This is a genomic window from Janthinobacterium sp. GMG1 (genome assembly GCF_034427795.1).
GTDB lineage: Bacteria > Pseudomonadota > Gammaproteobacteria > Burkholderiales > Burkholderiaceae_D > Janthinobacterium.
Genome location: NZ_JAXQNT010000002.1, coordinates 747,762 through 761,358, shown reverse-complemented (window position 1 = coordinate 761,358; position 13,597 = coordinate 747,762). Strand labels below are relative to the sequence as shown.

Annotated in this window: 10 protein-coding genes and 1 tRNA gene; 8 read left to right on the top strand and 3 right to left on the bottom strand. The window is 62.2% G+C overall.

What is annotated here, in order from left to right; all coding sequences use genetic code 11:
- The first annotated feature begins 39 nt into the window (after positions 1-39).
- Complete coding sequence (locus SJI03_RS08440; RefSeq protein WP_322426810.1) at positions 40-2,289, top strand: putative bifunctional diguanylate cyclase/phosphodiesterase; 2,250 nt, start codon at positions 40-42, stop codon at positions 2,287-2,289.
- A 92-nt stretch (positions 2,290-2,381) separates the two neighbouring features.
- Positions 2,382-4,766 carry a S9 family peptidase gene (locus tag SJI03_RS08435; protein ID WP_322426809.1) on the top strand — a complete coding sequence of 795 codons (2,385 nt, stop codon included), beginning with the start codon at positions 2,382-2,384 and terminating at the stop codon, positions 4,764-4,766.
- Positions 4,767-4,822: 56 nt separating this feature from the next.
- Here the strand turns inward: SJI03_RS08435 and SJI03_RS08430 are convergent, their stop codons facing one another.
- Positions 4,823-5,818: a cytochrome-c peroxidase gene (locus tag SJI03_RS08430; protein ID WP_322426808.1), complete on the bottom strand. Its 996-nt coding sequence runs from the start codon at positions 5,816-5,818 to the stop codon at positions 4,823-4,825.
- 208 nt (positions 5,819-6,026) lie between these two features.
- Here SJI03_RS08430 and SJI03_RS08425 point away from each other — a divergent pair, with 208 nt between their 5' ends.
- On the top strand, positions 6,027-6,467 hold the full coding sequence (locus SJI03_RS08425; RefSeq protein WP_322426807.1) for a hypothetical protein: 441 nt from the start codon (positions 6,027-6,029) through the stop codon (positions 6,465-6,467).
- A gap of 20 nt (positions 6,468-6,487) precedes the next feature.
- Here SJI03_RS08425 and SJI03_RS08420 read toward each other — a convergent pair whose 3' ends face one another.
- A complete protein-coding gene (locus tag SJI03_RS08420; protein WP_322426806.1) occupies positions 6,488-7,258 on the bottom strand; it encodes a hypothetical protein in 771 nt (256 codons plus the stop codon).
- 119 nt (positions 7,259-7,377) lie between these two features.
- Between SJI03_RS08420 and SJI03_RS08415 the strand changes: the two genes are divergently transcribed.
- The 4 genes from SJI03_RS08415 (at position 7,378) to SJI03_RS08400 (ending at position 11,581) form a co-directional block, all read left to right on the top strand.
- Positions 7,378-7,453: transfer RNA gene (locus tag SJI03_RS08415), tRNA-Phe, on the top strand.
- Between the two features lie 325 nt (positions 7,454-7,778).
- Entirely contained in the window at positions 7,779-8,612 is an 834-nt protein-coding gene (locus SJI03_RS08410) for a hypothetical protein (protein ID WP_158301231.1), read from the top strand.
- 302 nt (positions 8,613-8,914) lie between these two features.
- Positions 8,915-11,269: an acyl-CoA dehydrogenase gene (locus SJI03_RS08405; protein WP_322426805.1), complete on the top strand. Its 2,355-nt coding sequence runs from the start codon at positions 8,915-8,917 to the stop codon at positions 11,267-11,269.
- Positions 11,270-11,335: 66 nt separating this feature from the next.
- Positions 11,336-11,581, top strand: coding sequence for a DUF1059 domain-containing protein (locus SJI03_RS08400; protein ID WP_099378596.1), 246 nt, complete (start codon positions 11,336-11,338; stop codon positions 11,579-11,581).
- Here the strand turns inward: SJI03_RS08400 and SJI03_RS08395 are convergent.
- Entirely contained in the window at positions 11,578-12,786 is a 1,209-nt protein-coding gene (locus SJI03_RS08395; protein ID WP_322426804.1) for a TCR/Tet family MFS transporter, read from the bottom strand. The genes SJI03_RS08400 and SJI03_RS08395 overlap by 4 nt on opposite strands.
- 105 nt (positions 12,787-12,891) lie before the next feature.
- Here SJI03_RS08395 and SJI03_RS08390 point away from each other — a divergent pair, with 105 nt between their 5' ends.
- Positions 12,892-13,530: a TetR/AcrR family transcriptional regulator gene (locus SJI03_RS08390; RefSeq protein ID WP_322426803.1), complete on the top strand. Its 639-nt coding sequence runs from the start codon at positions 12,892-12,894 to the stop codon at positions 13,528-13,530.
- The last annotated feature ends 67 nt before the right edge of the window (positions 13,531-13,597 follow it).

Here is a 13,597-nt window from a genome sequence, read left to right as displayed (position 1 = left end):
GGCAGCACAGCTCCCTGGGGAAAGGACGGCAGCGTGGCCGTGTCAAACGATCTCGCGCACTGGCGCGGACAGATTTTTGCGCGCCTGTTGCAGGTGGTGCTGCTGCTGGGCATCGTCACTGCCATCCCCAGCGCCCTGCTGGCCGCGCGCGAAGCTATCTGGTCCATAGTCATCCTCGACGTGCTGGCCATCGGCTGGATCGGCGTCATCTGGCATTGGCGCGCCATGCCCTACCGCTGGCGCGTGTGGCAATTCCTCATCGTCGCCTACCTGGTGGGCGTGGGCCTGCTGCTGAAAATCGGCCCCGTCAGCCAGATCTACATGATGCTCATGCCCGTGCTGGCGGCCCTGCTGCTGGGGATGCGGCCCGCCTTGTCGACCCTGGCCCTGACTTCGCTGACCATCTTTGTCCTCGGCCTGCATCCCGACGTCGCGCTGCACGTGCAGGGCGTGCCCGACTCCCCCGTGCTGCGGGCGCTGATCGTGGCCCTGAACTTCCTGTTCATCGCCGCCGTGCTGACCCTGTCCTGCGCCTTCCTGCTGCGCCACCTGGAACACAGCAGCCAGGCCCTGTCGCAGCTGAACGCCGACCTGCGCTTGACGGCCACGGCGCTGGCCCGCCTGAACGACATGGTGATGATCGCCGAAGTGGCCGATGCCCCCACCGGCGCGGCACCGGCCACGCGCATCATCTTCGTCAACGACGCCTTCGAGCGCAGCAGCGGCTATGCGCGCGCCGAGGTGCTGGGCCGCAGCCTGCTGTTCCAGCAAGGCCCCGCCACCGATACGGACGAACTGGCGCGCATCGCCGCCGCCATGGCCCAGGCCCAGCCGGCCAGGGCGGAATTGCTGAACTACAACAAGGCCGGCAGGGCCTACTGGGTGGAAGCGGAGCTGGTGCCGTTCACGGATGCGGACGGCAAGCAGACGCACTGGGTGGCCGTCGAGCGCGAAATCGACGAGCGCAAGAAATCGGAAGCGGACATCCACCGCCTGGCCTTCTACGACGTGCTGACGGGCCTGCCCAACCGGCGACTGCTGATGGACCGCATCGCTCACCTGCTGGCCGCCGCGCCGCGCGACCATACGATCAGCGCGCTGATGTTCATCGATCTCGACCATTTCAAGCACATCAACGACGCGCGCGGCCACGCCACCGGCGACGCGCTGCTGCGCCTGGCGGGCGAACGGCTGGCGCAGCTGATGCGCAAGGCCGACACGGTGGCGCGCATCGGCGGCGACGAATTCGTCGTGCTGCTGGCCCACCTGGCCGAAGACCTGGACAGCGCCGCCCGCGCGGCCGCCCAGGTGGCCGAGAAAATCCGCGCCGCCATCGCGCGCGACTTCGATATCGAGGGGCAGTCCTATCATTGCAGCGCCAGCATCGGCGTGACCTTGCTGCCGAAAGCGGGCCAGCAGGCGCACGACCTGCTGCGCGAAGCGGACATCGCCATGTACCGCGCCAAGGCGGAAGGACGCAACGGCATCGCCTTCTTTGAAGCGGCCATGCAGGCGGGCGTGGAGCGCCGCCTGACCCTGGAACGGACACTGGCGCGCGCCCTCGCTGCCAATGAATTATGCATGCACGTGCAGCCGCAGGTCGACCGCCACGGCCGGGTGACGGGCGCCGAATTGCTGATGCGCTGGCCGCAGGCGGACGGCACGTACATCGCGCCCGGCATCTTCATTCCCATCGCCGAGGAATCGGGACTGATCGTCAGGCTCGGGCACTGGGCCCTGCGCGAAGCATGCCGCGCGGCGACCATGCTGGCGCAGGCCGGGCAGCCCGTCGCCCTGTCGGTAAATGTGAGTCCGGCCCAGTTTCGCCAGCCCGATTTCGCCGCCCGCGTGCAGGCGGCGCTGGCCGAACACGGCACGCCGGCCGGCGCCCTGATCCTGGAACTGACGGAAGGCTTGCTGATCGACCAGCGCGACGCCTCGCTGGCGCGCATGCGCGAACTGGCGGCCCTGGGCATCCGCTTTTCCATCGACGATTTCGGCACCGGCTATTCCAGCCTCGCCTACCTGACCTCGATGCCGCTGTACGAACTCAAAATCGACAAGCGCTTCATCGACGACACGCCGCGCGATGCGCGCGACACGGCCATCGTGCAAGCGATCCTGGCCATGGCGCGCCACCTGGGCTTGCGCGTCGTGGCCGAAGGCGTGGAAACGCAGGAGCAGGCCGATTTCCTGCTCGCCCACGATTGCGACGGCTTGCAGGGCTACCTGTATGCGCTGCCCATGCCCTTGCCCGACTTCATGACGTGGCTGGCCGAACGGCGTTAGCTTTACGGCATTTCCTGCACGCAACTCCTCCGCTAGAATACCGGCCTCTTAGCCTGTACCTTCACCATCCCCTTTGATTAAAGTGATCCCCGATGCGTCTGGTTCTTCCCCTGCTGCCGCTGCTGCTCTCTCTGCTGCCCGCCGCCCATGCGGCCCCCACCACCACCGCCCCCACACCGATCACGCTGGACCAGGCCATGGCCGATCCCGACTGGATCGGCACACCCGTCGAAGCGGCATGGTGGGGCTGGAATGGCCAGCTCTACTACAAGCAAAAACGCCTCGGCTCGCCCCTGCGCGACACGTATCAATTGCCAGGCGCGAACGCCAAACTCAATAGCGGCAAGAAGGTCGACGATGCGCAGCTGGCCAACCTCGATGGCCAGCAGATGGTCGTCAACCGGGCCGGCACGCGTGCCATCCTGCTGCGCAACGGCGACTTGTTCGAGCGCGACCTGAAAAACGGCGCCTTGACGCAAATCACGCGCGGCGTCTCCGCCATCAGCGACCCGCAATATTCCGCCGACGGCGGCGCCGTGCAATACCGCAGCGGCAGCGACTGGTTCAGCTGGAGCCGCGCGGAGCGCCTGAGTGCTCCCGTCGCCCTGCTGCGCGCGGCCAAGGACCCGGACGCCAAGCCGGAAGCGGACGCCCTGCGCGAACTGCAGCTGCGCCTGATCGTCAACCTGGCGCGCCAGAAAGAAGACCGCGACGCCAGCCGCGAACGCCGCCATGAAGAGCGCCGCCTGGACGCCACGCGCGCGCCGGAACCGATCTACCTGGGCGATAAAGTGACGATTTCCGGCAGCGCCCTGTCGCCGGACGGCCGCTGGCTGCTGTTCGTCACGCAAGACAAGGCTGCCGAAAAGGGCAAGCTGGGCAAGCTGGCCCGCTATGTCACGGAAACGGGCTACCCTGACGTGGACGATGAGCGCACGCGCGTGGGCCGCAACATGCCGATTGCGCAAAGCCTGAAACTGGCCGACCTGCGCACAGGCCATGTGCGCGAGATCGCTTTTGACAGCCTGCCCGGCATCGCCACCGACCCGCTCGCCTCCCTGCGCGCCGAACAGAAGCTGCCGCTGCTGAAAGGCAACCGTGCCGTGCGCATCGATGCCCAGCGCGACGGCATCGCCTGGACCGATGACGGTTCGCGCGTAGCCGTGCGCATCCGCGCCATCGACAACAAGGATGGCTGGCTCGCCAACGTCGACCTGGCCAACGGCGCCCTGCTGCCCGTGCACCGCATCAGCGATACGGCCTGGGTCAACCGCCGCGCCGACGAATTCGGCTGGCTGCCCGACAACGCCACCTTGTGGTATCTGTCCGAGGAAAGCGGCTACGCCCACCTGTACACGAAAACGGGTGCGGCCCCGGCGCGCGCCTTGACCAGCGGCCAGTGGGAAGTGAGCTCCGTCGAATGGAGCCGCGACGGCAAGCATGCCTATTTCATGTGCAACCGGCAGGCGCCCGGCACGTATGAAGTGTGCGCCAGCACGGCCAGGGATGGCGGCGCGCGCGAAGTCAGCAGTTTGAAAGGCGTGGAAAACTTCGGCCTGTCGCCCGATAACGGCAAACTGCTGCTGCGCTATTCAAGCAGCTATATGCCGGCCCAGCTGGCCACCGTTTCCGTTACGGGCGGCAAGGCGACTGTCCTGACGGATACGCGTAGCGACGCCTTCAAGGCGCGCAACTGGGTCATGCCGGAACTGGTGCAAGTACCGTCCACGCATGGCGCGGCGCCCATCTGGGCCAAGTTGTACCGGCCAAAACAGCTGGCAGCGGGCAAGCGCTATCCGATCGTCATGTTCGCGCACGGCGCCGGCTACCTGCAGAATGTCACCGAGCGCTATCCCGTGTATTTCCGCGAACAGATGTTCCACAACCTGCTGGTGGAGCAGGGTTACATCGTGCTCGACGTCGACTACCGCGCCTCGCTCGGCTACGGCAGCGCCTGGCGCACGGCCATCTACCGCCAGATGGGCCATCCGGAACTGGAAGATTTCATCGACGGCGCCAACTGGCTGGCGCAGCAGCACCAGGGCGACATCCGGAACGTGGGCATCTATGGCGGCAGCTATGGCGGCTTCATGAGCCTGATGGCCCTGATGCGTGCGCCGGACATCTTCAAATCGGGCGCCGCGCTGCGTCCCGTGACGGACTGGACCACCTACAACCACGAATACACGGCAAATATCCTGAACACGCCGGACGTCGACCCGCAAGCGTATAAAATTTCGTCACCGATCGAATACGCGGACAAACTGACGGGCAACCTCCTGATCGCCCATGGCATGATCGACGACAACGTGTTTTACCAGGATTCCGTGCGCCTGTCCCAGCGCTTGATCGAACTGAAAAAGGATAACTGGGAAATGGCCAGCTACCCGATGGAGCGCCACGGCTTCGTGCAGCCGGAAGCGTGGTATGACGAGTACCGCAGGATTTACCAATTATTCCAGCGCACGCTGAAATAAGCCGCGATGCCCGCTGTTATGCGGGCATTTTTTATGCCCGGCTGCTTACCTTGACGTCAGTCAAACGGCACCGGCCGCGGCGTCGTATCGCTCGATGGCGGCAAGATCGGCAGCACGAGGTGCGGCTGCTTGCCCGTCAGGGTTTTCAGGAAGGCCACCAGTTTCGCGTTTTCATCGGGCGTAAAGGTGCGGCCCAGCTGCAAGCGCCCCATCACGTCGACGGCTTGCGTCAGGGTTGCCGCTTCGCCATCGTGGAAATAGGGATACGTCAGCTCGACGTTGCGCAGGGTCGGCACCTTGAAGTTGAAGCGGTCCGCATCCTTGCCCGTCACGGCCGAGCGTCCCTGCGCCGTCATCGCCGTCTTGTACGGCTCGACGACACCCATCTTCTGGAAGGTGTTGCCGCCCACGGCGGGGCCGTTATGACAGGCGATGCAGCCGCTCGATTTGAACAGCTGATAGCCGGCCAGCTCGTCTTTCGTCAACGCGCTTTTCTTGCCCGACAGCCATTGATCGAAGCGGGAACCGGGCGTCACCAGCACTTCTTCAAAAGCAGCGATGGCGCGCGTGACTTGCTCGATGGTCAATTTATCCTGGCCAAACACTTGCCGGAACTCGGCGCGGTAGGCGGGAATCGAGGCCAGCACGTCGATGGCCAACTCGTGCGTAAAAGCCATCTCGCCGGGATTGGCGATGGGGCCGCCCGCCTGTTCCTGCAAATCCTTGGCGCGGCCATCCCAGAATTGCGCCACGTTCATGCTGGAATTGAGCACCGTGGGCGAATTGATGGGTCCCCGCTGCCAGTTGTGCCCGATCGAGGTCTTGATATTGTCCGTGCCGCCCATGCTCAGGTTGTGGCAGCTGTTGCAGGAAATAAAGCCCGAGCGCGACAGGCGCGGATCAAAAAACAGCTTCTTGCCCAGCTCGACCATGGCCGGATTGGCCACCTTGGCGGCAGCAATGGGCTGGATCGGCTCCTTTTCCGCGGCATGCAGGACGCCGCCAAAGGCCAGGCTGGTGATGAAGAGGAAGGGTGAGAGGGTGCGGCGCATAGTCTAACTCCTGGAAACATTCCCGAATCGGCGGCGCGCGCCGGCGCAGGAATGCAGCGCACCGGCCCGGTTGCCACCCGTACATCGCTGGTTGGATGTTGATTTATATTAACTTTGACGGGTTGACAATGGAAATGACCGGGATCAAGGTTCTGGCCAAGTGCGAATCGCGCTTGCCATTTACGCAAGCCTGGCACATGATAAAGGCATGCACACACCTACCTACCCCACCCTGTTGCCACTGCTGCGCGCCGCGTGCGCCAGCTTCCTGCTGCTGGCCGCCAGCGCCTGCGGCAGCGCCCCCACGCAAGATGATGCGCCGCCCGCCCCCGGCAATGCCGGCTTGCTGGCGCAAATCCAGGCGGAAGTGGGCGCCGCCGCCTGCGATTCCACCCAGCAATGCCAAACCATCGCCATCGGCGCCAAGGCTTGCGGCGGCCCCGAGCGCTACCTGGCCTGGTCCAGCAAGGGCAATGACGGCAAGAAACTCAAGGCACTGGCCCAGGCGCAAGCCGAGGCCAGCCGCAAGCAGCAGCAGGCGGACGGCATGATGTCGACCTGCTCCATCGTCACGGACCCGGGCGCCACCTGCGAAGCAGGGCGCTGCGTGCTGCAAAAGGGCGGCCTGGGCGGCAGCGCCGCCATGTAATCGAGTGCTGCTGCAACACGTCAGGGCTGCAGCTGCAAGGTCTTGACGATCTTGCTTTCCACTTTCTCGCCCGCGCCCGACATGGCATTCTTGCTCTCCTTGCGCAGCAACAATAAATGGTCGCCGCTGACGCCATACAGGCGCGTCTCGTCCGTCTTTTGCGTAAAGCTGATGACGACAAAGGCGCGCCCGCTCACATCCACATGGAAATGGCTGGCCAGCGGCGTGCCGTCCGCGGCGATCCACACCTCGAGGCCGCCTTCGAACTTCTTCACATACTTGCGGTCTTTCTCAGGCACTTTATCGAGCGACAAGGTAAAGCTGAGCAGCCGCGCCGGCTTGCCCTTGTAACTATCCATTTTTTCGCCGCTGAACACGGCTTCCTCGATCTCGCGCGACAAGGAGTCCGCCGCCGACACCATGGAACGCAGCTCCGTCGCCTTCATTTCCCCCAGCGCAAAGCCGATCGGCGTCTTGACCTTCGGATCCTTCACCCTGGCGCGCTGCTCGGCCTCCACTTTCGCCAGCAAGTCCTTACCGTAAAGCACCTGCAAGCCCGCCGACCCGCCCTCGACCGCCACCGTGGCCTGGCCGCTATCCTCTTCCGCCGCCTTGCCCTCGCCCTCGCGGCGCCAGGATTTCGATTCGACCTGCGCCTTGATCGGCATCTGCCCCTGCAAGCGCGCCAGCGCCGCGTTCAATTCGGCCAGCCCATCGGCCCGCGCCGCGCCGCACAACAAACTGAACAAGCCCGCCACCGCCAGGCCCTGCACTCCAATACGTCGCTGCATCGCCACATCCCTTCAGGTCATACAAGGATGCCAAAACACCATGTTTTGGCCATCTGTTGCATTTGAACACAGCCAGCTCTGGTCAGGTGGAAAGTCTTTCTGCTATAATTCGCCGCCTTGGCCTGGTAGCTCAGTCGGTAGAGCAGAGGATTGAAAATCCTTGTGTCGGTGGTTCGATTCCGCCCCGGGCCACCAAGAATGCTTCAAAGAGAACGCCAACCCATACAGGTTGGCGTTTTTGCGTTCTGCCCCTCCCACCTCAAGCAGGCCAAATCATCCAACCGTTCGCGTAGTTCCCCCACCCGAGTTTCAACTGATGTGCCTTGGGCTGAAATTTTCATGGACCGAATAATTCAGCACTTCCATATCCAAACAGCACCTCTTCTTAATTATCCAGAAACGGCTATGCCGCCTTTGCAGTGTTCAAACGATCGTGCGATGCCGGTAAAAATCTATATCTTCCCCATGGCAACATGTTACTCTAGGCAATCTGTTGTTATGCGAAAATCTGTGAGGGATCATGTCTATTAACGAAACTGTTCTGGAAATGCACTATCATCGGCCATTGATAGATTTAATTCGGGAAACCTACGGCCTTGGCCCAACCGGCAATTTTAATTTTTTTAAATATTCGCCTCAGCATGAAGTTTTCTTGGGTTTTGATCAAGCGTTTGCAAAGACCGAACTTACAGACAAAGAATTTTTCGATCAGCTTAAATCCAGTGCAATGCAAAATGGGTACAAACTGTCTAGCCGTTTTCTTGCCTATTTTCTTCAATTTAAGGTCGTAGCCGAACTTCAGAGACGTCAAAAGAAAACACCTCCACAAATTAAAAGTAGGCCCCATTATCGGGCAACCTTGGATACAACAAAGAACGATAACACTGGGTTTTCACAGCACGAGTTGCTATACAATTTAAATCAAAATCAAGGGGCAATGGTCTATTACGCCTGCCCAATGATCTTTGAGAAAGCAGCGCTGTATGAGGTAAACGTAGATCTTGATGGGCTTCGCTTGGTTGATTTAAGTTCGTGTCCATCAGATTTTTCAGATAACAGCAAGCACTATATTTACTTCGACAACACGCAATCTCAGCCTATTTGGTGCAGCGAGCCCGTTGAAGGGAAAGCGATAAATCCACAACAGTTTGCCGAGAGAGTCGTCGGCCAATTGAAGCAGACATCTCCTGACGAAAGTGTGAAACAGGTATCCGAACTTTTGTTAATGATGAAAGAAAATGATAACCATGCTCAGGATGCTTTCGGTCAAACAGGGCCCAAAAATTTCGGACTCTCAGCATTCGCAGATTCATTAACTATTATTCGCATCGATGAAATACTTCCTGAAAAATAATTCAGCAATGTCTGGAGGAGTGTTGCATTTGATCGGCTTAAAATCAGGACACTCCTCAGCTAATATTCAAGCGCTAGCTCACTTCTAAACCTCAATCTGAACAACCCTTGTTAGATGATTCGATTTTGCCCCCGTGCCAACAAAAATTTATCGATAAGTATAAAAAAACAACCATTTTGTTTGTTTGCTTTTTAGTTTCGGCGGTGTAAAGTGAACTGCCGTGCTGCGCCCTATGCGCTGTACCGCACAGTAACATCGGCCATATCGGCCTACCCTGTCCTCATTACACAGGGAGATATCGCATGCTGACGATCATACTGATGGTGGCCCTGCTGGGCCTGGTTCTACTGTTCGCGCCCGGCCCCGTGCGCCGCGCCCTGATTACGCCCCATTTGCTGGCCTTGTTCAAGCGCATCTTGCCAACCATGTCCGACACGGAACGCGACGCGCTCGAGGCGGGCACCACGTGGTGGGATGCGGACCTGTTTTCCGGCAGACCCGACTGGACAAAATTGCTGGCGTATGGCCGCGCCACGCTCACCACCGAAGAGCGCCACTTTCTCGAGCACGACGTCGAGCGGCTGTGCGAATTGGTCAATGACTGGGAAACGCAGCAGGCGCAGGATTTACCGCCGCAAGCCTGGGACTACATGAAAAACCAGGGTTTCCTCGGCATGATCATTCCCAAGCAATACGGCGGCAAGCAATTCTCCGCCTACATGCATTCCCAAGTGGTCATGAAATTGTCGAGCCGCTGCTCGGCGCTGGCCGTGACCGTGATGGTGCCCAATTCGCTGGGACCGGCCGAGCTGTTATTGCACTACGGCACCGAAGAACAGAAAAACCATTATCTGCCGAGATTGGCCGCCGGCACGGAGATTCCCTGCTTTGCCCTGACCAGCCCGTATGCGGGTTCCGACGCGGCCGCCATTCCCGACCTGGGCGTCGTGTGCATGGGCATGCATGAGGAACGCCCCACCCTGGGTTTCCGCCTCAGCTGGAACAAGCGCTATATCACGCTGGCCCCCGTGGCGACTTTGCTGGGACTGGCATTCCAGACCAGCGATCCCGACCACTTGCTCTCAGACAACGACGCGCCCGGCATCACCTGTGCCCTGATCCCCGCCAGCCACGACGGCGTGGTGATCGGCCGCCGCCATCATCCCTTGAACGCCGCCTTCCAGAATGGCCCCACTTCCGGCAACGATGTCTTCATCCCCATCGACTGGGTCATCGGCGGCCAGGCGCAAGTAGGCAAAGGATGGCGCATGCTGATGGAATGCCTGGCGGCCGGGCGCGCCATTTCGCTGCCGTCGTCCAGCGTGGGCATGGGCAAGATGGCCGTGCGAGGCACCGGCGCGTATGCGGCCGTGCGGCGCCAGTTCAACATGGCTATCGGCAAGTTCGAAGGGGTGCAGGAAGCGCTGGCCCGCATGGGCGCCAACCTGTATCTGATGGACGCGGCCCGCACCCTGGCCGCGCACGCCGTCGACCTGGGAGAGAAGCCGGCCGTCATTTCCGCCATCGTCAAATACCACGTCACGGAACGGGGCCGCGCGCTTGTCAATGATGGCATGGACATTCTCGGCGGCAAGGGCATCTGCGTGGGACCGAACAATTTCCTCGCCAATGCCTACCAGCAAATCCCCATCGCGATCACGGTCGAAGGCGCGAACATCCTCACGCGCAGCCTGATCATCTTTGGCCAGGGCGCCATCCGCGCGCATCCGTATGTGCTCAGGGAAATGGCCGCCGTCAGCGAAAGCGACGGCCGCAAGGCCCTGCGCGATTTCGATGCAGCCTTCTTTGGCCACGTGGGCTTTGTGCTGGGCAACTTGGCCAGGGGGATGTGGTACGGACTGGGCGGCGCGCGCCTGGCAGCCGCGCCCGACGCCGGCGCGCCCGCACTGGCGCCCTACTACCGCGCGTTGACGCGGCTGTCGACGGCGTTTGCCGTCATGACGGATATGTCGATGTTCGTGCTCGGCGGCGAGCTCAAGCGCCGCGAGCGGCTGTCCGCCCGGCTGGGCGACGTGCTGGCGCAACTCTATCTGGCTTCATCCGTGCTGAAACGCTACGAGGACGATGGCCGGCTCGAAGCCGACCTGCCCTATGTGCACTGGTCGCTGCAGGATGCGCTGGTCAAGGCCCAGCAGGGTCTGACGGGCGTGCTCGACAATTTCCCCGCGCGCGTGCTGGCCATGCTGCTGCGCACCCTGCTGTTCCCGTTTGGCCTGCCCCACCGTCCGCCGTCCGACGAACTGGGCAGTGAAGTGGCGCTGGCCCTGCAAACGCCAGGCGCCGACCGCGAGCGTTTGCTGGCCGACGGCTATGTGGCCAGCGACGCGGCAGATCCCGTGGCCTGCGCCGAGCGGGCGCTGGCCATGCTCCCCGACGTCCTGCACATCGAAAAACGCTTGAAAGACACGCCCGCAGGCGCAGCCCTGCGGCACCTGCCGCAAAGCCTATCCGCCATGCAGCAGTGGCTGGCAACGGCCAAGGCAGCAAGCTTGGTCAGTTGCCAGGAGCACAATACCTTGCTGGAAGTTGCGCGCTTGGTCGATGGCTTGATACAGGTCGACGACTTTCCGGCCGAGACGGCGCAGCCAACACACTTGCCGGTGCACGAGGCCGATATCAGCAGCCGCGCCGCCTAGGCGAATTTGCGACCTATACTGAATGGAGCGGGCGCGGTGCCCGCTCTTTGCAGAAAGGAGTCGATCATGACGCGCAAATTCATCGATTGCCGGGAATTTCCAAGCGACACACATTGCTCGGTGGCCATCTCGGCCGACAGCGAGGAAGAGCTATTGGGTATTGCCGTGGAACACGCGGTCTCGGTACACCATCACCACGACACGCCGGAGCTGCGCCAGCAGCTGCGTCAGCTGTTCAAGGATGGCATGCCGCCTGAACACCTGCCCATGACGGGGCAGGCCGGCAGCAGCGGAACCTCGCACGCACACTAGCCTGCCAGGGCTTGCGCCGGTTTGTGCAAGCGCAAGCCCAGCACGAGCGGCACCAGCGCCGCGTACACGACAAGCACTGACAGCCAGATGGCGACGGGCCAGTGTTCCCTGAACACAAAATACATGCTGGAAAACACCAGCGGACACAGCACGGACGCCAGGCTCACGGACGAGGCCAGCACGCCCTGGAACTGGCCTTGCCGGTCGTCGGCCACTTGCCGCGTGGCCAACGACTGCAAGGCCGGCGCGCCAATGCCGCCCAGGGCAAACACGGGCATGATGGCGAAGATCATCCAGCTGCGGCTGGCAAACGCCATGACGACCAGCGCGACGCAGGCGCAGGCGACGCCTGCCAGGATGGTGGCGCGTTCGCCCAGCAGTCTCACGGCCGGGCCTGGCAGAAACGCCTGGGCCAGCGCCTGGCATACGCCAAAGGCGCCCAGCGACAGGCCGATCCACAGCCCGTTCCACGCGAACGCATCGTGCCCCCACAGCGCCCAGCACACGCCATACACTTCGCCGGCCGCGCTGAAGGTAAAGAAGATGACAGTGATCGGCAGCAAGCTTTTCTCCGAGAAAACCCAGCGCAGCGGGCGCAGGGGATTCAATGCCGCCAGGTCGATCTTTCCACCCGTGGGCCGACGTGATTCGGGCAAGGTCAACAACGCCAGCAGCAAGTTGCCTGTATTCAAGACGGCTGCCGCCATGAACGGCAGGCGCAGCCCGTAATCGCCTAGCGCGCCGCCCAGCACGGGGCCGATGATGAAGCCCGCGCCAAACATGGCATTCAACAGGCCAAAACGGCGCGCCCGCTGGTTCTCGGCCGAAATATCGGTGATGTAGGCCGTCGCCACGGAAACGTTGGCACTCGTCAGCCCGGCGATGGCGCGCCCCAGCAGCAGCATCCACAGGCTGGGCGCAAACGCCAGGAACAGATAATTGACGGCGGCGCCCGCCAACGAAACGAGCAGCACGGGACGCCGCCCCAGGCGGTCGCTCAGCGCCCCCAGCACGGGTGCAAAGATGAACTGCATCAACGCATACAGGGCCGTCATGATGCCGATATACGGCGCCACGTTATCGGCATGGGTGACGTGCCGCAGCAGTGCCGGCAGGATGGGGAAGATCAGGCCGATGCCGACGGCGTCGAGCATGACAGTGGCAAAAATGACAGGCAGCGCTGCCACGGGAACGGATACTTTCATATACTCAATCCAAATATGTACTCAGTACATAAATAGTACGCCCAGCCTTGCCGCGCCATCAAGCGTTATCTGTACTCAGTACACTTCGTGTATGATCGGGGCAACATGACGATACCTGCCGACCTCCGCTCCCGCAAACGCCTTGCTACCCGGCAAGCCATTTCGAATGCCGCCACGCGCCTGTTCTTCGTGCGCGGCTTCGAGCAGGTGACGGTGGACGAGATCGCGGCAGCCGCCAGCGTGGGACGCATGACCGTGTTCAACCATTTCCCGCGCAAGGAAGACATGTTCTTCGACCGCGAGGAAGAGGGGCGTGAGTTGCTGCGCGCCGCGCTGCGCCAGCGCGATCCCGCCATCGCGCCCATCGAAACCCTGCGCCTGCTGGCGCACCGGCTGGCACTGGAAGACAGCCCCTACATCACGTTTTCCGCCGCTGGCCAGGGTTTCATCGCCACCATCGAGGCCAGCGACACCCTGAAAGCGCGGGCGCGGGCCATCCGCGACGAACTGGCGCAAGTCGTCGCGCAAGCGTTGACGGAATCCACGGGTCGCGATGCAAACGATCCCCTCGCCCACCTGGCGGCCAGCCTGCTGCTGGCCACCTGGAGCACCGCCCTCATCGAGGCCCACCGCGCCTTCCGCCAGCATGGCGACGCGCAGCTGGCCAAGGCCGGCTTTCTCGCCCTGGTGGACCAGGGGCATACTGGCTTGAACGCGGCCATGGCGGGCACGCCTTACGCCTGAACACATGGGCGCCGGATGTCAAACCCTTGACCCAAGGCAATGCAATACAGCACCAGCCCGCCTACAA